Consider the following 23,661-nt stretch of genomic DNA (forward strand, 5'->3'; position numbering starts at 1 on the left):
AGCCGCTCGAAGACCAGCACCGAGCGGCCTACTGTCTCATGTTGCTCGATAATCTGCCTTGCTGTCGGGCTTACCCAGGCTCAAGTTGAAAGGTTCGTCAGGAGCTGGAAGCAAACACGATTTGTTTGCATTTATCAAGGTGTGGGGGCGGCTACTTTTCAACTAATACCTTCCTGTTAACACCAACTTTCAGTTACGCCATCCTGCGGTGAGGAAGGGCTAACTCAAAAGTAATAGATCAAGTAGATTTTTGCGAACCTTGATGATGATCCTCCCCGCAAGAGACCTTCCTTAAATATTCTAAAGCCCGTCTGGCGTTTTATGGGGGTCGTGCTATTTGTGGATATACGCGTGCGATCGCTCGGTCGTGCTGTAGACAAAAGGACTGTCACGTATGTCGATTCAGGCCAAGGTATCTCCCCTCGCTCAAAGTGTTACTTCTGCCGCCCCCATCGCAATCCCCGATAACGGAATCCTGACGCTTACTCAGAGCAGTAACATTGTTCTGGATATTGCTCCCGAAAGCGTGACGAGCTACACAAAAAGCGGGGCGGACCTGATCGTACAACTGAAGTCTGGCGAGAGCCTGCGCATTGCCAACTTCTATGTCGAGGGGCAGCCGGTAAGCCAGTTGTACCTGGTAGACCGGGACAAGCTGCTTGCCGTCGACCTGCCACCGGTCGCTGCCGATGGGCCGCTGTTGGCAGGTTATGTACCCCAGGAAACTGCGGCCGGGTTCGAGTCGCTCACTGGCGCCGACGGCACCATTGCCGGGCTCAGCCCCGGCGCTGCATTGCTGGCTGGGGCTGCGATCATTGGCGGCGGCGTCGCGATCGCCAACAGCAACGATGGCGGCGGCGGCGGTGGCGGCGGTGATGGCGGTGTGCTGCCTGACACCACGGCTCCGGCGCCCGCCAGCGGACTGCAGATTGCCCCGGATGGCAGCAGCATCAGTGGCACGGCCGAGCCGGGTGCCACCGTGGGCATCGACAGCAACGGCGACGGGCAAACCGACGTCAGCGTGGTGGTCGGCTCCGACGGCAAATTCCAGATTCCACTGAATCCGCCACTGACCAACGGCGAAACGGTTACCGTGGTGGTGACCGATCCGGCCGGCAATAGCAGCCCGCCCGCGACCGTGCAGGCCCCTGATTTCCCCGATGCGCCGCAAATCAACCCGAGCAACGGCTCCAGCATCAGCGGTACCGCCGAGCCGGGCAGCACCGTGGTGCTTACCGACGGCAACGGCAACCCCATCGGCCAGACTACTGCCGACGGCAACGGTAACTGGTCGTACACACCCGATAGCCCACTGCCCGATGGCACGGTGGTCAAAGCAGTGGTAGTGGATGCCGCCGGTAACAGCGGCCCGCCCGCCAGCATCATCATCGACGGCGTGGCGCCAGCGGCACCGGTGATCAACCCGAGCAATGGTACCGAGCTCAGTGGTACCGCCGAGCCGAACAGCACCGTGACCCTCACCGATGGCAGCGGTAACCCGATCGGCCAGGTGACGGCCGATGGCAACGGCAACTGGAGCTATACCCCCGCGACACCGCTGCCCGACGGTACCGTGGTCAACGCGGTGGCCCAGGACGCGGCTGGCAATACCAGCGGGCAGGGCAGCACCACCGTGGATAGCGTGGCGCCGGGCGCTCCCACCATCAACCTGAGCGACGGCAGCAGCCTCAGCGGCACCGCCGAGCCGAACAGCACCGTGACCCTCACCGATGGCAGCGGTAATCCGATCGGCCAGGTGACGGCCGATGGCAGTGGCAACTGGAGCTACACCCCCGCGACACCGCTGCCCGACGGTACCGTGATCAACGTGGTGGCCCAGGATGCAGCTGGCAATACCAGCGCTCCGACGAGCACGACAGTGGATGCCCAGGCCCCGGCTGCACCAGTGGTCAACCCCAGCAATGGCACCACGATCAGTGGCACCGCCGAACCGGGCAGCACCGTCACGCTGACCGATGCCGGCGGCAACCCGATCGGCCAGGTCACCGCCGACGGCAGTGGCAACTGGAGTTTCACACCGGGCAGCCCGTTACCCAACGGCACCGTGGTGAACGCCACTGCGACCGACCCGACTGGCAATACCAGCGCTCCATCGAGCACCACAGTGGACTCGGTGGCCCCGGCCGCGCCGGTGGTCCAGCCGAGCAACGGCAGCGAAATCAGCGGCACCGCCGAACCGGGCAGCACCATCACTCTGACCGACGGCAGCGGCAACCCGATCGGCCAGACCACCGCCGACGGCAGCGGCAACTGGTCGTTCACCCCAGGCACACCGTTGCCGGATGGCTCCGTGGTCAATGCCACGGCGACCGACCCGGCCGGCAATACCAGCGGGCAGGGCAGCACCACCGTGGATGGCGTGGCCCCGGGCGTGCCCACCATCGACCTCAGCAACGGCAGCAGCCTCAGCGGCACCGCCGAGCCGAACAGCACCGTGACCCTCACCGACGGCAGTGGTAATCCGATTGGCGAAGTTACCGCCGACGGCAGCGGTAACTGGTCGTTCACCCCAGCCACGCCGCTGCCCAATGGCACCGTGGTCAATGCCACGGCGAGCGACCCGGCTGGCAACACCAGCCCGGCAGCGACGGTCACCGTCGATTCCAGCGCGCCGGCTGCACCGGTAATCAATCCGAGTAACGGCGCGACCATCGGCGGTACCGCTGAAGCAGGTGCCACCGTCACCCTGACCGATGGCAGCGGCAACCCGATCGGCCAGGTCACCGCTGACGGCAGTGGCAACTGGAGTTTCACACCGGGCAGCCCGTTACCCAACGGCACCGTGGTGAACGCCACCGCGACCGACCCGACCGGCAACACCAGCGCCCCAACGAGCACCACAGTGGACTCGGTGGCCCCGGCCGCGCCGGTGGTCGAGCCGAGCAACGGCAGCGAAATCAGCGGCACCGCCGAGCCGGGCAGCACCATCACCCTGACCGACGGCAGCGGCAACCCGATCGGCCAGACCACCGCCGACGGCAGCGGCAACTGGTCGTTCACGCCAGGCACACCGTTGCCGGATGGCTCCGTGGTCAATGCCACGGCGACCGACCCGGCCGGCAATACCAGCGGGCAGGGCAGCACCACCGTGGATGGCGTGGCCCCGGGCGTGCCCACCATCGACCTCAGCAACGGCAGCAGCCTCAGCGGCACCGCCGAGCCGAACAGCACCGTGACCCTCACCGACGGCAGTGGTAATCCGATTGGCGAAGTTACCGCCGACGGCAGCGGTAACTGGTCGTTCACCCCAGCCACGCCGCTGCCCAATGGCACCGTGGTCAATGCCACGGCGAGCGACCCGGCCGGCAACACCAGCCCGGCAGCGACGGTCACTGTCGACTCCAGTGCGCCGGCTGCGCCGGTAATCAATCCAACTAACGGCGTGACCATCAGCGGTACCGCCGAAGCGGGCGCCACCGTCACCCTGACCGACCTCGGCGGCAACCCGATCGCTCAGGTCACCGCCGACGGCAGCGGCAACTGGAACTTTACCCCCGGTACACCGTTGGCCAACGGTACCGTAATCATCGCCACGGCAACCGACCCGACCGGCAACACCGGTCCGCAGGCCGCCACCACGGTGGACTCGGTAGCCCCGGCCGCACCTGTGGTCGAACTGAGCAACGGCAGCGAAATCAGCGGCACCGCCGAGCCAGGCAGTACCATCACCCTGACCGATGGCAGCGGCAACCCGATCGGCCAGACCACTGCCGACGGCAGCGGCGACTGGAGCTTCACCCCCGGTACGCCGCTGGCCGACGGAACCGTGATCAACGCCACGGCGACTGACCCGGCCGGCAATACCAGCGGGCCGGCCAGCACCACCGTGGACGGCGTGGCCCCGGGTGTACCCACCATCAATCTCAGCAACGGCAGCAGTCTTAGCGGCACCGCCGAGCCGAACAGCACAGTGACCCTCACCGACGGCAGCGGTAACCCCATTGGCGAAGTCACCGCCGACGGCAGCGGCAACTGGACGTTCACCCCAGCGACGCCGCTGCCCAATGGCACCGTGGTCAATGCCACGGCGAGCGACCCGGCGGGCAACACCAGCCCGGCAGCGACGGTCACCGTCGATTCCAGCGCGCCGGCTGCACCGGTAATCAATCCAACTAACGGCGTGACCATCAGCGGTACCGCCGAAGCGGGCGCCACCATCACCCTGACCGACCTCGGCGGCAACCCGATCGCCCAGGTCACCGCCGACGGCAGCGGAAACTGGAGTTTCACCCCCGGTACACCGCTGGCCAACGGTACCGTAATCATCGCCACGGCAACCGACCCGACCGGCAACACCGGTCCGCAGGCCGCCACCACAGTGGACTCGGTAGCCCCGGCCGCACCAGTCGTCGAGCCAAGCAACGGCAGCGAAATCAGCGGCACCGCCGAGCCGGGCAGCACCGTCATCCTGACCGATGGCAGCGGCAACCCCATCGGCGAGACGACCACCGACGGCAGCGGCGACTGGAGCTTCACCCCAACCACACCGCTGCCCAACGGCACGGTGGTCAACGCCGTCGCCCAGGACCCAGCCGGCAACACTGGCCCGCAGGGCAGCACCACGGTGGATTCGATCGCACCCGCCGCGCCAGTGGTCAATCCGAGCAACGGCGCCGTGATCAACGGTACTGCCGAGCCGAACAGCACCGTGACCCTCACCGATGGCAATGGTAATCCGATTGGCGAAGTCACTGCCGATGGCAGCGGCAACTGGACGTTTACCCCGGGCACGCAACTGCCCAATGGTACCGTGGTCAACGCCACGGCGACCGATGCCGCCGGCAATACAGGCGCTCCAGGGAGCACCACCGTGGACTCGTCGCTGCCGTCGATTCCGCAGGTCGACCCGAGTAACGGCTCGGTGATCAGCGGTACTGCCGATGCCGGTAACACCATTATCCTCACCGATGGCAGCGGCAACCCGATCGGCCAGGTCACCGCCGACGGCACCGGTAACTGGTCGTTCACCCCCGGCATTCCGTTGCCGGATGGCACCGTGGTCAACGCGGTGGCGCGCAACCCCGGTGGGACCGATAGTGCGCCGGCGGTCATTACCGTGGACGGCGTGGCGCCGGCCGCTCCGGTGGTTGAACCTAGCAATGGCACGGAAATCAGTGGTACTGCCGAAGCCGGCGCCACTGTCATCCTCACCGACGGCGGCGGCAACCCGATAGGTCAGACTACCGCCGACGGCAGCGGCAACTGGTCGTTCACGCCCGGCACGCCGCTGGCCAACGGCACGGTCATCAACGCCGTGGCCCAGGACCCAGCCGGCAATACCAGCGGGCCGGCCAGCGTCACCGTTGACGCCATCGCCCCGGCCGCACCGATTATCAGCCCGAGCAACGGGGTGGTGATCAGTGGTACCGCCGAAGCCGGGACCAAGGTGATCCTCACCGACGGCAGCGGCAACCCGATCGGCCAGACGACCGCCGATGGCAGTGGCAACTGGGCCTTCACGCCTTCGCCTGCGCTGGGCAACGGCACGGTGATCAACGCCGTGGCTCAGGACCCGTCCGGCAATACCAGCGGGCCGACCAGCGCCACCGTTGACGCCATCGCGCCGGCCGCACCGGTCATCAACCCGAGCAACGGGGTGGTGATCAGTGGTACCGCTGAGGCCGGGGCCAAGGTGATCCTCACTGACGGCAGCGGCAACCCGATCGGCCAGACCACTGCCGACGGCAGCGGCAACTGGTCGTTCACGCCCGGTACGCCGCTGGTCAACGGCACGGTCATCAATGCTGTGGCCCAGGACGCCGCTGGCAACACCAGCACCCCACAAGTCAGCACCACGGTGGATGCGGTAGCCCCTGGCCAGCCGACGATCGAGCCGAGCAACGGTACCGAGATCAGTGGTACCGCTGAAGCCGGCGCCAGGGTGATCCTCACCGACGGCAGCGGCAACCCGATCGGCCAGACCGTCGCCGACGGCAGCGGCAACTGGTCGTTCACGCCCGGCACGCCGCTTGCCAACGGCACGGTGATCAACGCCGTGGCCCAGGACCCGGCCGGCAATACCAGCGGGCCGGCCAGCGTCACCGTTGACGCCATCGCCCCGGCCGCACCGATTATCAGCCCGAGCAACGGGGTGGTGATCAGTGGTACCGCCGAAGCCGGGACCAAGGTGATCCTCACCGACGGCAGCGGCAACCCGATCGGCCAGACGACCGCCGATGGCAGTGGCAACTGGGCCTTCACGCCTTCGCCTGCGCTGGGCAACGGCACGGTGATCAACGCCGTGGCTCAGGACCCGTCCGGCAATACCAGCGGGCCGACCAGCGCCACCGTTGACGCCATCGCGCCGGCCGCACCGGTCATCAACCCGAGCAACGGGGTGGTGATCAGTGGTACCGCTGAGGCCGGGGCCAAGGTGATCCTCACTGACGGCAGCGGCAACCCGATCGGCCAGACCACTGCCGACGGCAGCGGCAACTGGTCGTTCACGCCCGGTACGCCGCTGGTCAACGGCACGGTCATCAATGCTGTGGCCCAGGACGCCGCTGGCAACACCAGCACCCCACAAGTCAGCACCACGGTGGATGCGGTAGCCCCTGGCCAGCCGACGATCGAGCCGAGCAACGGTACCGAGATCAGTGGTACCGCTGAAGCCGGCGCCAGGGTGATCCTCACCGATGGCAGCGGCAACCCGATCGGTGAGACGACCGCCGACGGCAGTGGCAACTGGTCGTTCACGCCCGGCACGCCGCTGGCCAACGGCACGGTGATCAACGCCGTGGCCCAGGACCCGGCCGGCAATACCAGCGGGCCGAGCAGCGTCACTGTTGACGCCATCGCCCCGGCCGCGCCGACTATCGAGCCGAGCAATGGTGTGGTCCTCACGGGTACTGCTGAGCCCGGCGCCACCGTCATCCTCACCGATGGTGGCGGCAACCCGATCGGCGAGACGACCGCCGACGGCAGTGGCGACTGGAGTTTCACCCCAACCACGCCGCTGGCCAATGGCACGGTGGTCAACGCGGTGGCCGAGGACGCCGCCGGCAACAGCAGTGGCCCGGCCAGTACCACGGTCGACTCGGTGGCGCCGTCGGCACCGCTGTTGAGCATCAGTGCCGACGGTGCGCTGCTGACCGGTACCGCCGAGCCGAACAGCGAGGTACGCCTCGTGATCGACGGCGATACCGCCAACCCGATCACGGTGAATGTCGACGGCGCCGGTAACTTCAGCCTGCCGTTGGCGCCACCGCTGATCACCGGCGAGCTGATCAGCGGGGTCACCGCCGACGCTGCCGGCAACCTCAGCGGCCCGGCGACGATCAACGCGCCGGACCTGGCGCCGCCGACCATCAGCGTGCCGGAAGCCGCCGATACCTGGATCAACGCGGCCGAGATCAGCGACGGCATCCAGGTCGACGTGACGATCCGCCCGACCATGCAGGTCGGCCAGGTGATCACCGTCGCCTTCGCCGGGCAGAACGGCTACGAGACGCAGGCAACGCACACCATCACCGCCGGCGATATCCTGGCCGGCAGCGTCACCGTGACCATTCCCCCTGGCGGTGGCATGGGGCCGTTCCCGGAGGGCGCCTCTACCGTCACCGCAGACATCAATGGCGGTACTGCTTCGACCTCGGTGCCGTTCACCGTCGACACCATCCCGCCTGCGACCCCGGTGCTGTCGCTGGTGGGCAGCATCCTGACCATCTCCACCGATCCGGGAACCGAACTTACGGTCGAAGTGGACATCGGCGGCGTCACCGCCACGGCCACGGTGACCGCCGACAACAGCGGGCTGGCTTCGCTGAACCTGCTCACCGACCTGGACATCGACCTTACCCTGGACCAGTTGCTCAACGCCCAGGTCTCGGTCACCGGCGAGGATCCGGCCGGCAACACGAGCAATGTAGCGACCATCGGCGTTGGCGGCAGCATTGAACAGCCAGTCACCATCGGCAACTTCGGCGTCGATGTCAGCCTCAACCCGCTGAACCCGCGGTTCGGTTTCAGCGGCACCACCGAGCCGGACTCCAGCGTGGTGATCCGTGTCATCACCCCTGCGCTGAACGTCGAACTGCTGCCGATCCAGGCGGACAGCTCGGGCAACTTCTCGCTGAACCTGCTGAGCCCGACCGTCCTCACCCAGCTGGGGCTGAACATCACCGATATCCTCAACCTCGGTTCGCAGATCTCGTTCAATATCGTCGCCACCGACACCAATGGCAACGACAGCTCGGCCTACGGCATCACCCTGACCCCCAACGGGCTGTCACTGAATATCGGCCAGATCGACGTCAACGGTACCTCGGGGGACGACGTCATGTCCGGGGCGAGCGGCAGTTCGGAGCACATCAATGGAGGTGATGGCAACGACCTGATCTTAAACGTGGGGACCGGTGATCACGTGGTGGCCGGCAACGGCAACGATGCCATCCAGATCACCGCGACCAACTTCGTCAGCATCGACGGCGGCGCCGGCTTCGACACGTTGGTCCTGGCCGACGGCATCGACCTCGATTACAACGCCGTCGGCGTCGGCACGCTCTCCAACATCGAGCGTATCGACCTCGGCAAGGGCGACTCGGGGAGCGTACTGACCCTGACCGCGGCGGAGGTCGACGCCATCACCGATGCCAACAACGTGCTGCAGATCACCGGCGAGAGCAACGACACCCTCAACGTGGTGGGTGCCGTGAACACCGGGACCACCCAGCAGGTCAACGGCATTACCTACGATGTCTACAACTTTGGCAGCAGTACCCTGCTGATCGAGGACAACACGGTACAGGTCGTGGTCTGATGCGCGGCCTGTCCGTGCTCAAGGGACGGCGCCGTGGCGCGGGAGCCCTCTGGCTCCTGTGCCTGGGGCTGCCGTTGTCCGCCCCGGCCATCCCGCTTGACCAGGCGGTGCGGGCGGGGTTGGCGATCCACCCGCAGGTGCGTTCGGCGATGGCCGAAGCGGATCGTGCGGGCACCGAGGTGGAGATCGCCAAGGGTGGCTATTACCCCTCTGTCACCATGTCCGGAGGGCCGCAGGAGTTCGACGTTGGCGAGGTCGTCTACGACGTCACCGTCTCGCAGATGCTGTATGACTGGGGAAGGGTGACGAGCAAGGTCGACAGCGCCAGCGCGACCCGGCGCAAGCTTTCCGAGGCGGTGCTGGTGGCGCGCGACGATGCGGCGCTGGATATCGTCGAGACCTATCTCGATGTGCTTGCCTCGGAGCGCCGGGTGGAGACGGTGCGCCAGCACATCCAGCGCCTCGACGGCATCCGCGAGATGACCCAGGCGCGCGGCAGCGACGGTTACGCCGACCGCAGCGAACTGGACCGCGCCAACCTCGAACTGGCGCGTGCCCAGGAACAGCTGTCGCTGGAGAAGGGCAACCTGCAGGACGCGCGCAACCAGTACGCGATCCTGGTTGGCCAGGACCCCTCCGAGCTGGTGGAGCCCGAGCCGATGTCGCTGCAGCGCTACCTGGCTGCCAGCGATGTGGCGCGGGTGATCCGCGAGTCGCCGTTGCAGCGCAAGGCGTTGGAGGACGCCAATGTCGCCGAGGCGCAAGTCCGCGAGGCCAAGGCTTCGTTGCTGCCGCAGTTGAACCTGGAGGCCTCCGCGCTGCGCCGGGAGATCGGCGGGCGCCCGGAAAGCGACTCGGTGATGTCGCTGCGCTTTCGCATGGATACCTTCCAGGGGCTTTCCAACTTCCGCCGGCCGACCGCTGCGCAGCAGCGTCTGGAGTCGGCGCAATGGACGGCCGATGCGATGCAGCGTGACATCCGCCGGCAGTTGCAGACGCTGTTCGATAATGGCGACACCCTGCGCTGGCGGGAACAGTCGCTGAGCCAGCAGGTGACGGAGTCGGAGCAGGTTGGCGAGCTGTACCGCGAGCAGTTCGAGGTCGGCCGGCGCGACGTGATCGACTTGCTCAATGTGCAGCGCGAACGCTTCGAGGCCGAGCGGCAATTGATCAATCTGCACATCGAGCGCAAACGCATCGAGTACCGGGCGGCTGCGCAGGTCGGGCTGTTGGGGGCATTACTGGAGAATCGGTTGAATCATGGAAGTTGAACAAACCCCGGATAATGTCGTGACCCTGAACCACGACGACCCGCTGCGCCAGGGCCTGCTGCTGCTGTGCCGGCAACTGGGCCGGCCGCTGGGCGACGCCGAGCTGGTCGACGGCCTGGCACTGGAGCACGGACGCCTGCCGCTGCGCCTGGTCGCCCGCGCCCTGCGCCGCGCCGACATCACTGCCAGGGTCGCGGAGCTGCCGTTGCGGCAGATGGACGCCTACCTGCTGCCGGCCCTGCTGTTGCTCGACGATGGCCGCAGCCTGCTGCTGGTTGGCATCGAGGGTGAGCAGTACGAGGTGCTGGTGCCGCAGAGCGACGGCGGCCGTGAGTGCATGGCGCTGCCCGTTCTGGAGGCGCTTTACAGCGGCACGGCGGTGTTCGCCAAGTGCCGCTACCACCCCGACGGGCGGGTGGGCGACTACGCCAGCGGCCTGCCGGAGCACTGGTTCTTCGGGCCGCTCAAGCGGCTCTGGCGCTCTTATGCGGAAGTCACGGCGGCGGCCCTGGTGGCCAACGTCCTGGCGGTCGCCTCGGCGCTGTTCGCCATGCAGGTGTACGACCGCGTGGTACCCAACGCGGCCTTCGATACCCTCTGGATACTCGCCAGCGGCGTGGCCCTGGCGATCATCGTCGACGGGGTATTGCGGATCCTTCGCGGGCACCTGCTGAACGTTCTCGGCAAGCGCCTGGACCTGCAGTTGTCGAGCCTGCTGTTCGCGCGTGTGCTGAGCACCCGGATCGCCGCCAAACCGGCGTCGATGGGCGCGTTCAGCACCCAGGTGCGTGAGTTCGAGTCGGTCCGCGAATTCTTCACTTCGTCCAGCGCCGCACTGATCAGCGACCTGCCGTTCGTGGTGATCTTCCTGTTGATCATTGCCGTGATCGGTGGCCATGTGGTCTGGGTGCCGCTGGTGGCCTGCGTGTTGATGCTGCTGCCGGGGCTACTGACCCAGCGCCTGCTGGGGCACCTGTCGCGGCAGAACCTGCGCGAGGGGGCGATGAAGAACAGCGTGCTGCTGGAAGCCTTCGAACACCTGGAGACGGTCAAGGCTGCGCGTGCCGAAGGCCGCTGCCGCCAGCAGTGGGAGACGCTCACCGGGGAACTGGCCGGTACCGCAATGAAGACCCACGCCCTGGCCTCGACTCTCAGCTATTCGGCGAGCATCGTCCAGCAGCTGTGCTATGTCGGGGTGGTGGTGTTCGGCGTCTACCGGATAAGCGACGGCGCGATGACCGTCGGTGCCCTGGTGGCCTGTTCGATCCTGGCCTCGCGGGCCATCGCACCGCTGTCCCAGGCTGCCGCCATTCTTGGCCGCTGGCAGCACACCAAGGTGGCGCTGGAGGGCCTCGACCAGCTGATGTCCGCCGAGCAGGAGCGGCCCGCCGGCAAGCGCTTCGTGCACCGCGACCGGCTCCACGGGCATTACCGCCTGGAGGCGGTGCGCCTGGCCCACGGCGACAGCCCACCGGTGGTCGACGTGCAGGCGCTGAACATCCAGGCCGGTGAGCGGGTGGCGCTGCTCGGCGGCAACGGCGCCGGCAAGTCGACCCTGCTGCGGCTGCTCAGCGGCCTGCTCGACGCGCAATCCGGCCGGCTGTTGCTGGACGACATCGCCCTGAGCCAGCTCGACCCGGCCGACCGCCAGCGCGGCATCGGCTACTTGCCGCAGGACGTGGCGCTGTTCCACGGCAGCCTGCGCGAAAACCTCAACCTGGCCAACGCCGCGCTGGGCGACGAGGAATTGCTGGAAGCCCTCGATGGCGTGGGGCTGGGTACTTTCGTGCGCGCCCACCCGTTGGGGCTGGACATGCCGATCCAGGGCAACGCCAGCCTCTCCGGTGGCCAGCGCCAGGCGGTGGGGTTGGCCCGCGTACTGTTGCAGGACCCGCCGATCCTGCTGCTCGACGAGCCGACCGCGGCCTTCGACCAGAACAGCGAGAAACAGGTCATCGACTACCTGCAGAAATGGCTGGGCCGCCGTACCCTGATCATCACCACTCACAAGAAAAGCGTACTGGCGCTGGTGGACCGTGCGGTGGTGCTGCGCAACGGCCAGGTGATCATGGACGGCCCGCTGAACCAGGTGGTGCTGGGCAACCAGGTGCAGGCGCCACAGGTCGCCGAAGGAGCCGGCCATGGCAGCTGAAAAGAGTTCTGTAGTGCTGCGCCGGCAACTGGCCGATCCCTTGCTGGCGACCACTCACCCGGTCTATCGCCCGCTGCTCTGGACCCTGCTCGGCAGCGTCTTGCTGTTCGTCGCCTGGGCCGCCTGGGCAGAGCTCGATGAAGTGACGCGCGGCGATGGGCGGGTGGTGCCGTTCAGCCGCATCCAGAAGATCCAGAGCCTGGAAGGGGGCATTCTCGACCGCCTGCTGGTGCAGGAGGGCGACCTGGTGGAGGTCGGCCAGCCGCTGCTGCGCCTGGACGAGACACGCTTTCTCACCAATTTCCAGGAGTCGGCCAACCAGGCCGGCGTGCTGCGCGCGGCCATCGCCCGGCTGGACGCCGAGGTGCTGGGCAAGGCGGCCATCGAGTTTCCATCGGACATCGACCCGCAAGGGCCGCTGGCGCGTTCCGAGCGCGAGCTGTTCAAGTCGCGGCGGGACAAGCTGCTCGAAGGTAGCCAGGCGATCCAGAGGCAGATCAGCCTGGCCCAGAGCCAGCTCGACCTGGTTCGCCCGCTGGTGGCCAAGCGTGCGGTGAGCCAGATGGAGGCGCTGCGCCTGAGCCAGGACATCGCTACCCTCAACGGCAAGCTGACCGAGCTGAAGAGCAGTTACTTCCAGGATGCCTATACCGAACGCTCACAGCGCAAGGCCGACCTCAGTGCCCTGGAGCCGATTGTCCAGCAGCGCCAGGACCAGCTGCGCCGCACCGGGATCGTTTCGCCGGTGCGTGGGCGGGTCAACACCGTGCTGATCAACACCCGTGGCGGGGTGATCCAGCCCGGCGAGGCGATCATGGAAGTGATCCCGGTGGAGGACCGCCTGTTGGTAGAGGCCAGGATCAAGCCGCGCGACGTGGCCTTCCTGGTGCCGGGCATGCCGGCCAAGGTAAAGATCACTGCCTACGACTTCAGTATCTATGGCGACCTCAAGGGCACCCTGGAGCAGATCAGCGCCGACACCATCGAGGAGGACACGCCCCACGGCAAGGAGTCGTACTACCAGGTGCTGATTCGCACTGACGGCAGCCAGCTCAAGCGCGGCGAGGAGGTGCTGCCGATCATTCCCGGCATGGTTGCCGAGGTGGATATCCTCAGCGGCAAGCGCAGCGTGCTCAATTACTTGCTGCGCCCGCTGATCAAGGCCCGTCTGTACTGAACTGGGGTGTCAGGCCATCAGTACGGATGCCAGCAGCTTGATTGCCGACGTGCGGTGATGGCCGGCACTGTAGGCCAGCACTATGTCGCGGCAGTACCTTGGGTCATCGGTCAGAATGAGGGCGTTTGGCGATTGCTCCAGCAATGACGGCCATTGCGGTACCAAGGAAACACCTTGCCCCAGCGACACCAGCAGGCTGATGGCCTCGAGCGCATCCAGGTCGCAAGCCACGCTGGGCGCGAGACCCAGATCGTCCAGATAGCGCTGGGTTATCAGGCCGCCCCAGGAATCGACGGCGTATCGGATATAGGGCCCGGTGGCCAGCATTGCCTGCGCTTCAGCCCGGGAGGCCGCGGCAGGTGCCAACAAGCACAGCGGTTCGCTGCGCAACGTGAGCGTTCTCAACGATTTTGCTGTCTTGAAGGGTGGCGCCACCAGAATTGCCGCATCCAGTTCCTGATTGATCAGCTTGTCATGAAGCAGTTTCGAGTCACCGGGCGTGATGGTGAGTTTGAGGTCGGGCGCGGAGGATGACAAATGCTCCAGTGCTGCCGGTACAAGGCCGGTTAGGGCGGTTGATATGGCGCCAATGCGCAGTTCCCCGGTCAGCGTATCGGCGTTCAGGTCGTTCCTGAGCTGATTGGCATGCTCGACGATGCAACGTATCCGTGGAATCAATGCCAGCAGCTTTTCTGTCGGCCTTATCGCGTGTGCCTCTCTATTGAAGAGAGTGCAGCCCAAGTGTTTCTCCAGGTTTCGAATGCGCAAACTTATTGCGGCGGCTGAAACATTTGCTTTCTTTGCCGCACCCGCAATGGAACCGCATTCAACAACAGATATGAGGCTTTCCAGATTTTGAATGTCCATAAGAAATGCTTATGCTCAGACCAAGTGTCAGTTGGTGTACATGAATGCCGGGCGGTGTGAGGATAGTGGCTCCGTTCGAGGAGTACCATCATGTTGACACCCTTTCATGTTGCTTATCATGTCAAAGATCTGGATGAAGCAAGAAAATTCTATAAAGAGGTTCTTGGCTGTGTCGAGGGGCGTAGCACTGATACGTGGGTAGACTTCGAGTTCTTTGGTCACCAGATATCTCTGCATGTGGGCAAACCCTTTGAAACCAGCCGCACTGGCAAGGTCGGCCCGCACCTTGTACTGATGCCTCATATCGGGGTGATATTGCCTTTGGATCGCTGGCAAGCCTTGGCTGAACGCCTTGAAGTTCTGGGCGTGCAGTTCGAAATTCCACCGGTTGTACGTTTCGAGGGTGAGCCTGGCGAGCAGAGGACAATGTTTTTCCTGGACCCAAGTGGTAATCCGATCGAAATCAAGGGGTTCAAGAATTTGAATGCAGTCTTTGCTTCCTAGTGTCTTATAAAAACAGAGATCAGTCCTGTGAGAATAAAAATAAATTTAATCACGCAAATTGCAATTGGTCTGGCTGTCGGTATATGCGTTGGCGTGTTGTTGAATCATTTTCCCGATTACAAGGGGTGGTGGATCGAGCAAGTGCTACAGCCGGCGGGCGATGCGTTTATAAAACTGATGAAAATGATCATCGTGCCGCTGGTGTTTTCCTGCATGGTGGTAGGCATAGCCGGCTCTGGCAAGCGCGCCCTGGGGCGGGTGGGAACAAAAAGCCTTGTCTATTTCTTTGTCGTGACTGGGGTCGCAATCATTTTCGGCTTGTTGGTCGGTAACGTGCTCCAGCCAGGCGCCGGTGCGGGTTTCGCCGTTTCATCGGCGAGTGAAGCAGTGCCACCGGTGCAAAATGGTTCGGCAGGGCTCGGCAAGGTATTGTTGGGCATCATTCCTGATAACGTAGTGGCCGCAATGGCAGAGGCGAAGCTGTTGTCGGTACTGTTCTTCGCCATCTTGTTCGGGGTGGCACTGTCTACGCTGGATGAACCCAGGAGGCAGCCTTTGGTTGCCGTGCTGCAGACGGTAGTGGATACCATGTTCAAGGTCACTCATATGGTCATGGCCTACTCACCGATCGGCATCTTTGCCCTGATAGCTGTAACCGTGTCGACCTTCGGGATTGATTCACTGATGCCGCTGGCAAAGCTGACAGCCATTACTTATGTGGCGGTACTGTTCTTCGCGATTGCCGTGCTGGGCCTTGTTGCCAGGGCTGTTGGCGAGAATATCTTCGAGATCATCAAGGCCTTCAAGGATGAACTGATACTGGCCTTCAGCAGCGCGAGTTCTGCCACCGTCATGCCGCAATTGATGGCCAAGACCGAAGCACGGGGTGTGCCGCGACCGATCACGTCGCTGGTGATCCCGTTGGGTTATTCATTCAATCTGGATGGCGCGTCGCTGTTTGCGGGCCTGGGTACGCTGTTTATCGCGCAGGCCTACAATATTGAACTGGCCCTGGCCGACCAGGTGATGCTGGTATTCATCATGGTATTGACGTCCAAAGGCGCTGCCGGGGTGCCCGGGTTCATGTTTGTGATTCTGACTGCAACCCTGACAGCGGCAGGTTTGCCATTGGAAGGCGTGGGCCTGATTGCAGGGGTATATCGATTGATGGACATGCCCGTTACGGCACTGAACGTACTCGGCAATGCGCTGGCGCCGATCGTGGTCGCAAAATGGGAAAGCCGCGCTGGAACATTACCGGCTGATGTCGTGGTTACGGAGCAATCATCTCGATAGCAGAGGGGAGGCTCGTTCAGCCAGGCGTTTGGAACGGGAATTGCTGCATCCCTGAAAACCTGCCCATTTGGGGATACGGCCATGTTTCCAGAAGATCTGTACTTCATGTTTCTCTTCGCCGTTGCCGTGTTGGCACTCGATGTGGCAGCCATCATGCTCTATCGGAGTGCCAAGCCCTGACCCGGGTTTGGGGACTTTCACCCTGAACCGGGTTTTGGTCTACAGTGCTGGGACGTCTCTGGTGTAAGGAAACAGCTATGGCAAAGCGTCGATGGGCAGTTATCGCTACCTCGATCGCGCTGGCAGTGGGGCCGGCGCTCACTTATGCCGACCCGGGTAATGGTAAAGGGCAGGGCCACGGCAAGGACAAGGGCCAGCATGGTCAAGGTCACGGGGGCTCGTATGGTGGGCCGTCGATCAACCGTGGCGATGTGCTTGGCATTCTTGACGGGCACCGCAGCTACTGGAGCGCAGGGCCGGCGCTGCCCCCGGGCATTCAGAAGAACCTGGCCCGTGGCAAACCACTGCCGCCGGGTATCGCCAAGAAGCTGGATGGCAGGCTGCTGGGGCAACTGCCTCATTACGATGGCTATGAATGGATGCAGGCGGGTGCGGACCTGATCCTGGTGGCAGTTGCTACGGGGATTATCTACGAGGTGTTGAACGGCGCGCTGGATTGACGTCAGGCGCAGGTGTCAGCGAGCGCCCCCGGCAGGTGACGCGGTGGTTGGCACCGGCTGCGCCGGTGTTCGCGGGCACGCCCGCTCCCACAGGGACAGCGCATTCTTTCGGCAGGTGGGGTCCTTGTGGGAGCGGGCATGCCCGCGAAGCAGGCGACGCGGTGGCTGGCACCGGCTGCGCCGGTGTTCGCGGGTAAACCCGCTCCCACAGGGACAGCGCATTCCTTCGGCAGGTGGGGTCATTGTGGGAGCGGGCATGCCCGCGAAGCAGGCGACGCGGTGGCTGGCACCGGCTGCGCCGGTGTTCGCGGGCGCGCCCGCTCCCACAGGGACAGCGCATTCTTTCAGCAAGTGGGGTCCTTGTGGGAGCGGTGCATTCTTTCGGCTGATGGGGTCCCTGTGGGAGCGGGTTCACCCGCGAAGCAGGCGACGCGGTGGCTGATACCGGCTGCGCCTGTTCTCGATAGCGCCCGTTCCCCCAGAATCAGGAGTTTTCCTGCACGTTCAGCACTGAACCCTTATCGTCCGTCGCCAGCAAGCCGCTGGAGTGCATGCCTTCCGTTCGCAGTTCGGCGAGTGGCACATCTGTAATACGGAAAATGCTGCGACCTTGTTCACCAACCGTCAGAGAGATCAGTTTTCCATTTTGATAGAAGAATTGCATTCTGTTGGTGTTCCTTTGCATGGTTAGTGCTCCGAAGGCTATTGGCAGATGCACTTTCCCAGCCTTCACTCACCCAGGCCACTGGCAGAAATATCAGTTGCGGCCCGTGCAGCGAGACTTTGGTTGATTGGTAAGCCAATACAACCCCCGTTAGAATGCAGCGTATTCTTGACGGCCAATTGCAAATGTCTACCTTTCGTATCGTTCTCTCCGCTGTACTGGTCACCGGCCTTGCCGGCTGCGCAACCCCTGGCAAACCCACTGCCAGCAAACTGACCCATAAATCGCCCCAGCAGTACGCCGCCTGCGTACTGCCCAAGTGGCAAGCGCTGGCGCCACAGGCCACGCAGAAATCGATTGCCCACGGCTACCGGTTGACGGCTCCCAGCGCCGTGGCATCCGATGATGTATTGGACGTAGTCGATTCCCGCGAGGGCAGCCGCGCGACCTTCTACAAGGGCAGCTTCCTGTCTGGCGACAAATTGCGCCAGGCTGCCAGGGAATGTCTGGACTGACTCAGTAACCCGATCCGCTAGAGCCGCCCATGCTGGGCAGGCGGGCCCTGCGCTGAGCATTGCTCCACTCGGCGCAGGTCATGAAAGCGGTATTGTCCACTTTGCCGGTGCCGTCGAAACTTACGCTGTAGGGTTGCCGGTTGTCGGCTTTGGTCAACATGTAGTCGAAACAGGTACCGGGCACCACTGTGCGCTCGGTCTCGGCAGCGGGCTTGCCGCCGATCTGCATGACCTGGTCTCTGCTCATGCCGTTGGCGACTTTCGCCACCAGCGGCTGGTCGTGGTACAGCGCGGAATTGGACGAGCAGGCAGAAAGCGCTGCCAGTGCAAGGATCAGCGCGTGAAAGGGTTTGTTCATGGCAGTGCTCCGGTAGAGGACGCCGATGAAGGCAGGTGCTCCCCGCGCGAATGTGCGACCCCTGGCTCTGCGATCACACCATCAATCCGCTCGGCTTTTCATCATACGCCTGTACTGCCGCACCCGCAGTAACGTGCAGCCTTGCTCCAGCAACAAGGCGCGCAAGGGCGACGCATGCGCCTTGGGCCGGCTGCCGGCCGCCAGACGGCGCATGTGCAATTTCACCAGGGCCATGTAGGCCAGTGCGGCAAAGGCCTTGCGCTTCCAGCGAATGGGCTGCAGTTCGGCGGTTGCCGTCGGCTCGCCGTGCTGCCAGCGCCGGGGCAGGGCAGGCTCGACTGCCAACGCCGTGGCAATCCCCGCCATGGCCACACCGCTGGCCAGCACCTGCTCGACCACCGGCAACCGCCGGATACCGCCGGTGACCATCACCGGCATCTTCGCGATGGCGGCTATTTCCCGGGCAAACTCCAGGAAGTAGGCCTCGCGAGCCAGGGTGCGCCCATCGCGGGCATCACCCTGCATCGCCGGTGCCTCATAGCTGCCGCCCGACAGCTCCACCAGGTCCACCGGCAATTCATTCAGCCACAGCACTACCTGGCGCGCATCCGCCGGTTCGAAACCGCCGCGCTGGAAATCCGCCGAATTCAGTTTCACTGCCACGGCGAAACCGGGCGAAACCACGTCACGCACGGCCTTGACCACCTCCAGCAGCAACCGCGCGCGATTTTCCAGGCTGCCACCCCAGCGATCCTGGCGCTGGTTGCTCAGAGGCGAAAGAAACTGGCTCAGCAGGTAACCGTGGGCAGCGTGAATCTGTACGCCACTGAAACCAGCTTCTTCAGCCAGCGCCGCAGTGCGGGCGAAGCGCTGGATCAACGCGCCGATCTCGGCTTCGTCCAGTGCCTTGGGCAAGGGGAACAGCTTGGACAAACCGCCCATGTCCAGGGCAATGGCCGAAGGCGCCACGGTGGGCTGGCCGAGGTTGGCCTGCATCTGCCGGCCCGGGTGGTTGATCTGCATCCAGAACTGCGCGCCGTGGGCGCGGCCGATGCGCGCCCAGTCGCGAAAACGTTGCAGTGGCTGGCTGGCATCGAGCATCACGCCACCCGGGCCGGTCATGGCGCCAGGGTCGACCATCACGTTACCGGTCAGCAACAGCCCGGCACCGCCCTCGGCCCAAGCCTGGTAAAGGCGCAGCAGCTGGTCGGAAGGGGTCTGGTCCGGGTTGGCCAGGTTTTCCTCCATCGCCGCCTTGGCGATGCGGTTGGGGATGACACTGCCATTGGGCAGGTGCAGGGGCTGGAACGGCGTCATGGCGATCTCCGCAAAGGGTTGCCACGCATCGGTTTTTGCGCGCGTGGGCTAGGTTCGGGAGAAGGCTAAGGTTAAAGTCAGCTTTAAGGTCAAGAGGGGAATGCTGCCGCAATGAAAATTGGTGAACTGGCGCGACGCACGGGGCTTAGTGCATCGCGTATCCGCTTTTACGAAGCCAGCGGACTGATTACTGCGCGCCGCCTGGGCAATGGTTACCGGGATTACCCGGAGCAGGTGGTGCGGGCGCTGGAGGTCATCACCTGCGGCCAGCAGGCCGGGTTCAGCCTGGAAGAAATGCGCAAACTCACCGACGCCTCCGGGGCTGCGGCGGGTGGGCATGATTTATTGCTGCGCAGCCTCAAGCGCAAGGTGGCGGAGATCGAAGCGATGCAGCAGCGGCTGGCGCACAACCGCGCGCAGTTGCTGGCGGTTATTGCGGGCATGGAAGACAAGCCGCAGGGGATGGATTGCGAGGAGAATGCCCAGCGCCTGATTGCCGGTTGGCAGCAGGGCGAGGCCACGAACAAGTGACCCCCTGTGGGAGCGGCCTTGTGTCGCGAAAGGGCCGCAAAGCGGCCCCGCAATTTGAGTGTTGACGCTGAAATCTCGGGGGCGCTGCGCACCCCTTTCGCGACACAAGGCCGCTCCCACAGGGATCGAGCAAGGCTATTGCTTGCGCGATCAGCCTGCATCACCGCGCTTGTTCATCTGCTCGCACTGCATCAGCGCATCCGTCCTGCTTGGATAACTGGGCTTGAGCCGCTCCTTCGCTTGGTTATCGTAAATGTCGAAACCCCCACAAACGGTAGCGGCGTAATAGCGGCTACCCACGCGGAACGACTCCTTTTCGATCGGCACAGCGGGAACGATAACGAATCTTGGTTGCATTTTTCGTGCCTCCCCAGGCAGAGACTTAAGTATTAGTCTGGCCATGGATAACCATCAAGGAGACTCATGAATAAAACCCGGTTTTCGTGATCGGCAGGTCGCTACCCGCACTGTCATCAAATGAAAACCCGCTGTCGTCCGATGCGAAGCACCCCGCACCCCAAGGGCATACAGTCCAATCACCCAGAACTGACGCCATGCGTCCAGATCGATGATTGGAGAGACAAGCATGTCCAAAGTCGTACGTTTCCATCAGACCGGTGGCCCCGAGGTGCTGCGCTACGAGGACGCCGAGGTCGGCGAGCCCGGCCCGGGGCAGGTGCGCTTGCGCCAGGTGGCGGTGGGCCTGAACTACGCCGATACCTATTTCCGCAACGGCACCTACCCGATCCCGCTGCCCAACGGCATCGGCGTGGAAGCGGCCGGCGTGGTCGAGGCGCTGGGCGAGGGCGTGACCCAGGTGGCGGTCGGTGACCGGGTCACCTACACCGGCTTCCTCAACACCCTGGGCGCTTATTGCACCGAGCGCCTGATCCCTGCCGCCGCGCTGATCAAGCTGCCGGATACCATCGCCTTCGAAACCGCCGCCGCCATGACCATGCGCGGCCTGACCTCCGCCTACCTGCTGCGTCGGCTCCATGACTTCAAACCCGGCGACAGCGTGCTGCTGCATGCTGCCGCTGGCGGGGTCGGCCTGATCGTCGCGCAGTGGGCGCAGCTGCTGGGGCTGAACGTGATCGGCACGGTGTCCACCGAGGCCAAGGCTGAAGTGGCTCGTGCCCATGGCTGCAACCACGTCATCAACTACAGCGTCGAGGACGTTGCCACGCGCGTGCGTGAGTTGACCGACGGGGTAGGGGTGAACGTGGTGTTCGACAGCGTTGGCAAGAACACCTTCATGGGCTCGCTCGATTCGCTCAAGCGCCGCGGCCTGATGGTTTGCGTCGGCACGGCGTCAGGCACCATCCCGCCGTTCGACCCGCAGTTGCTGGCGATCAAGGGCTCGCTGCAGCTCACCCGCCCGGCACTGGCCGACTTCATCGCCGACCCGGCGGAAAAGGCCGACCTGGCTGGCGAGCTGTTCGATCACGTCGGCAGCGGGCGCATCCGTATCGAGATCAACCAGCACTACGCACTGCAGGATGCCGTCCAGGCCCACCGTGACCTGGAAGCGCGCAAGACCACCGGCTCGTCGATCTTCGTCATCTGAAGAGGGCAACAGCATGCACATCGAACAACTGACCTGCGCGATCGGTGCCGAGGTAAGTGGGGTCAACCTGGCCGACGCGATCCACGACGACGACCTGTTCGCCCAGCTTCGCGCGCAGTTGCTCCGGCACCGTGTGCTGTTCCTGCGCGACCAGCACTTCAGCCGCGCCGAACACGTGGCGTTCGCCCGCCGCTTCGGCGACCTGGAGGACCACCCGGTGGCCGGCAGCGACCCGGAGCATCCGGGCCTGGTACAGATCTACAAGCGCCCGGACCAGCCCAACGACCGCTATGAAAATGCCTGGCACACCGACGCCACCTGGCGCGAGGCCCCTCCGATGGGCTGTGTGCTGCGCTGCATCGAATGCCCGCCCGTGGGCGGCGACACGATGTGGGCGAACATGGTGCTGGCCTATGAAAACCTGCCAGGCGATGTGAAGGCCAAGATCGAAGGCCTGCGCGCCCGTCACAGCATCGAGGCCAGCTTTGGCGCCGCCATGCCGCTGGAAAAGCGCCTGGCGCTGAAGGCGCAGTTCCCCGATGCCGAGCACCCGGTGGTGCGCACCCACCCGGAAACCGGCGAGCAGGTGCTGTTCGTCAACGCCTTCACCACCCATTTCAGCAACTACCACACCCCGCAGCGGGTGCGCTTCGGGCAGGACGCCAACCCCGGAGCCAGCGACCTGCTGCGTTACCTGATCAGCCAGGCCTACCTGCCGGAGTACCAGGTGCGCTGGCGCTGGAAGCCCAACAGCGTGGCGATCTGGGACAACCGCAGCACCCAGCACTACGCCGTCATGGACTACCCGCCGTGCCACCGCAAGATGGAGCGCGCCGGGATCAAGGGCAGCCCCACGTTCTGAGTTCGTCGCCGTCGCTGGCGGCAACCGCACAATAACAATAGCGAGGACTACAGCATGCAATTCTTCGACGATTCGTTGCACCCGGAAAACATGGAAAAGGTGGTGATCACCGTGGCCCCCTATGGCCCGGAGTGGATGCCCGAAGACTTCCCTGAAGACATTCCCCTGACCATGGACGAGCAGGTGCAGAAGGCTGTCGACTGCTACGAGGCAGGTGCCACCGTATTGCACCTGCACGTGCGCGAACTGGACGGCAAGGGCTCCAAGCGCCTGTCCAAGTTCAACGAGCTGATCGCCGGGGTGCGCGAAGCGGTGCCGGACATGATCATCCAGGTTGGCGGGTCGATTTCCTTCGCCCCGGAAAGCGAAGGCGAGGCGGCCAAGTGGCTGTCGGACGACACCCGGCACATGCTCGCCGAGCTGACGCCGCGCCCCGACCAAGTGACCGTGGCCATCAACACCACGCAGATGAACATCATGGAGTTGCTGTACCCCGAGTACCTGGAAGGCACCTCGCTGGCCAGCCCGGCGATTCATGCCGCCTATAGCGAGATGACCGTGCCGGCCGGCCCGGCCTGGGTCCGCGAGCACCTGCGCCGCCTGCAGGCCAGCAACATCCAGCCGCATTTCCAGCTGACCGGCATGCATGCCCTGGAGACCCTCGAGCGCATCGTCCGCCGCGGTGACTACATGGGCCCGCTGAACCTGACCTGGATCGGCATTGGCGGCGGTTTCGACGGCCCCAACCCGTTCAACTTCTTCAACTTCATCCACCGCGCGCCGGACGGTTGCACCTTGACCGCCGAATCGTTGCTGAAGAACGTGCTGCCGTTCAACACCATGGCCCTGGCCATGGGCCTGCACCCACGCTGCGGCAACGAAGACACCATCATCGACCAGCATGGCAAGCGCTTCACCTCGGTGCAGCAGATCCAGCAGACCGTGCGTGTGGCCCATGAGCTGGGCCGCGAGATTGCCAGCGGCAAGGAAGCACGCGCCATTTATCGCATCGGGCAGCAGTACGACAGCATCGAGCAGACCCTCGAGGCCAACGGCATGGCGCCGAATCGCCAGCCGGGTGTGAAGGGCGTGCCGCAGCGCGGTTGATACAGCAGGGTGCC

The 23,661-nt window shown here is 64.4% G+C and carries 17 protein-coding genes; 12 read left to right on the plus strand and 5 right to left on the minus strand.

Annotated features, from left to right (window positions below; genetic code table 11):
- Positions 1 to 394: 394 nt before the first annotated feature.
- The 4 genes from ABX298_RS23025 to ABX298_RS23040 are packed head-to-tail and all read left to right on the plus strand — an operon-like array spanning position 395 to position 13,379.
- Positions 395 to 8,779, plus strand: a complete 8,385-nt coding sequence (locus ABX298_RS23025) for an Ig-like domain-containing protein (protein ID WP_367393694.1) — start codon at positions 395 to 397, stop codon at positions 8,777 to 8,779.
- A complete protein-coding gene (locus ABX298_RS23030) occupies positions 8,779 to 10,050 on the plus strand; it encodes a TolC family protein (RefSeq protein ID WP_075045129.1) in 1,272 nt (423 codons plus the stop codon). The genes ABX298_RS23025 and ABX298_RS23030 overlap by 1 nt, the downstream gene beginning before the upstream one ends.
- Positions 10,040 to 12,202, plus strand: a complete 2,163-nt coding sequence (locus ABX298_RS23035) for a type I secretion system permease/ATPase (RefSeq protein WP_286101824.1) — start codon at positions 10,040 to 10,042, stop codon at positions 12,200 to 12,202. Before ABX298_RS23030 ends, ABX298_RS23035 begins: the two co-directional genes overlap by 11 nt.
- Complete coding sequence (locus ABX298_RS23040) at positions 12,192 to 13,379, plus strand: HlyD family efflux transporter periplasmic adaptor subunit (RefSeq protein WP_025338981.1); 1,188 nt, start codon at positions 12,192 to 12,194, stop codon at positions 13,377 to 13,379. Before ABX298_RS23035 ends, ABX298_RS23040 begins: the two co-directional genes overlap by 11 nt.
- Before the next feature lie 9 nt (positions 13,380 to 13,388).
- On the opposite strand, the gene ABX298_RS23045 is transcribed toward ABX298_RS23040, so the two are convergent.
- On the minus strand, positions 13,389 to 14,246 hold the full coding sequence (locus tag ABX298_RS23045; protein ID WP_286101825.1) for a LysR family transcriptional regulator: 858 nt from the start codon (positions 14,244 to 14,246) through the stop codon (positions 13,389 to 13,391).
- A 90-nt stretch (positions 14,247 to 14,336) separates the two neighbouring features.
- Between ABX298_RS23045 and ABX298_RS23050 the strand changes: the two genes are divergently transcribed.
- The 3 genes from ABX298_RS23050 to ABX298_RS23060 all read left to right on the plus strand — a co-directional run bounded on the left by ABX298_RS23050 (position 14,337) and on the right by ABX298_RS23060 (position 16,726).
- A complete protein-coding gene (locus ABX298_RS23050; protein WP_025338983.1) occupies positions 14,337 to 14,750 on the plus strand; it encodes a VOC family protein in 414 nt (137 codons plus the stop codon).
- Positions 14,751 to 14,777: 27 nt separating this feature from the next.
- Positions 14,778 to 16,046 carry a cation:dicarboxylase symporter family transporter gene (locus tag ABX298_RS23055; RefSeq protein ID WP_367393695.1) on the plus strand — a complete coding sequence of 423 codons (1,269 nt, stop codon included), beginning with the start codon at positions 14,778 to 14,780 and terminating at the stop codon, positions 16,044 to 16,046.
- A gap of 257 nt (positions 16,047 to 16,303) precedes the next feature.
- Positions 16,304 to 16,726, plus strand: a complete 423-nt coding sequence (locus ABX298_RS23060; protein ID WP_013972524.1) for an anti-virulence regulator CigR family protein — start codon at positions 16,304 to 16,306, stop codon at positions 16,724 to 16,726.
- A 484-nt stretch (positions 16,727 to 17,210) separates the two neighbouring features.
- On the opposite strand, the gene ABX298_RS23065 is transcribed toward ABX298_RS23060, so the two are convergent.
- Positions 17,211 to 17,411, minus strand: a complete 201-nt coding sequence (locus ABX298_RS23065) for a hypothetical protein (protein ID WP_075045135.1) — start codon at positions 17,409 to 17,411, stop codon at positions 17,211 to 17,213.
- Positions 17,412 to 17,545: 134 nt separating this feature from the next.
- On the opposite strand from ABX298_RS23065, the gene ABX298_RS23070 reads away from it, so the two are divergent.
- Positions 17,546 to 17,905, plus strand: a complete 360-nt coding sequence (locus ABX298_RS23070; protein WP_075045136.1) for a hypothetical protein — start codon at positions 17,546 to 17,548, stop codon at positions 17,903 to 17,905.
- Position 17,906: 1 nt separating this feature from the next.
- Here ABX298_RS23070 and osmE read toward each other — a convergent pair whose 3' ends face one another.
- Together osmE and ABX298_RS23080 are read right to left on the minus strand one after the other, a co-directional pair.
- A complete protein-coding gene (gene osmE / locus ABX298_RS23075; protein WP_137163844.1) occupies positions 17,907 to 18,263 on the minus strand; it encodes an osmotically-inducible lipoprotein OsmE in 357 nt (118 codons plus the stop codon).
- 81 nt (positions 18,264 to 18,344) lie between these two features.
- A complete protein-coding gene (locus ABX298_RS23080) occupies positions 18,345 to 19,580 on the minus strand; it encodes an NADH:flavin oxidoreductase/NADH oxidase family protein (protein WP_367393696.1) in 1,236 nt (411 codons plus the stop codon).
- Between the two features lie 111 nt (positions 19,581 to 19,691).
- Here ABX298_RS23080 and ABX298_RS23085 point away from each other — a divergent pair, with 111 nt between their 5' ends.
- A complete protein-coding gene (locus tag ABX298_RS23085; protein ID WP_367393697.1) occupies positions 19,692 to 20,111 on the plus strand; it encodes a MerR family transcriptional regulator in 420 nt (139 codons plus the stop codon).
- A 150-nt stretch (positions 20,112 to 20,261) separates the two neighbouring features.
- Here ABX298_RS23085 and ABX298_RS23090 read toward each other — a convergent pair whose 3' ends face one another.
- Positions 20,262 to 20,468: a hypothetical protein gene (locus tag ABX298_RS23090; protein ID WP_025338990.1), complete on the minus strand. Its 207-nt coding sequence runs from the start codon at positions 20,466 to 20,468 to the stop codon at positions 20,262 to 20,264.
- Between the two features lie 229 nt (positions 20,469 to 20,697).
- Between ABX298_RS23090 and ABX298_RS23095 the strand changes: the two genes are divergently transcribed.
- From ABX298_RS23095 to ABX298_RS23105, 3 genes are read left to right on the plus strand one after another with little or no spacing between them, the layout of a single operon-like run.
- Entirely contained in the window at positions 20,698 to 21,678 is a 981-nt protein-coding gene (locus ABX298_RS23095) for a quinone oxidoreductase (RefSeq protein ID WP_013972529.1), read from the plus strand.
- Between the two features lie 13 nt (positions 21,679 to 21,691).
- On the plus strand, positions 21,692 to 22,540 hold the full coding sequence (locus ABX298_RS23100; protein WP_013972530.1) for a TauD/TfdA family dioxygenase: 849 nt from the start codon (positions 21,692 to 21,694) through the stop codon (positions 22,538 to 22,540).
- A gap of 54 nt (positions 22,541 to 22,594) precedes the next feature.
- Entirely contained in the window at positions 22,595 to 23,647 is a 1,053-nt protein-coding gene (locus tag ABX298_RS23105) for a 3-keto-5-aminohexanoate cleavage protein (RefSeq protein WP_075045141.1), read from the plus strand.
- The last annotated feature ends 14 nt before the right edge of the window (positions 23,648 to 23,661 follow it).

Origin of the sequence: Pseudomonas sp. X4 (assembly GCF_040784925.1) — a bacterium.
GTDB lineage: Bacteria > Pseudomonadota > Gammaproteobacteria > Pseudomonadales > Pseudomonadaceae > Aquipseudomonas > Aquipseudomonas putida_Z.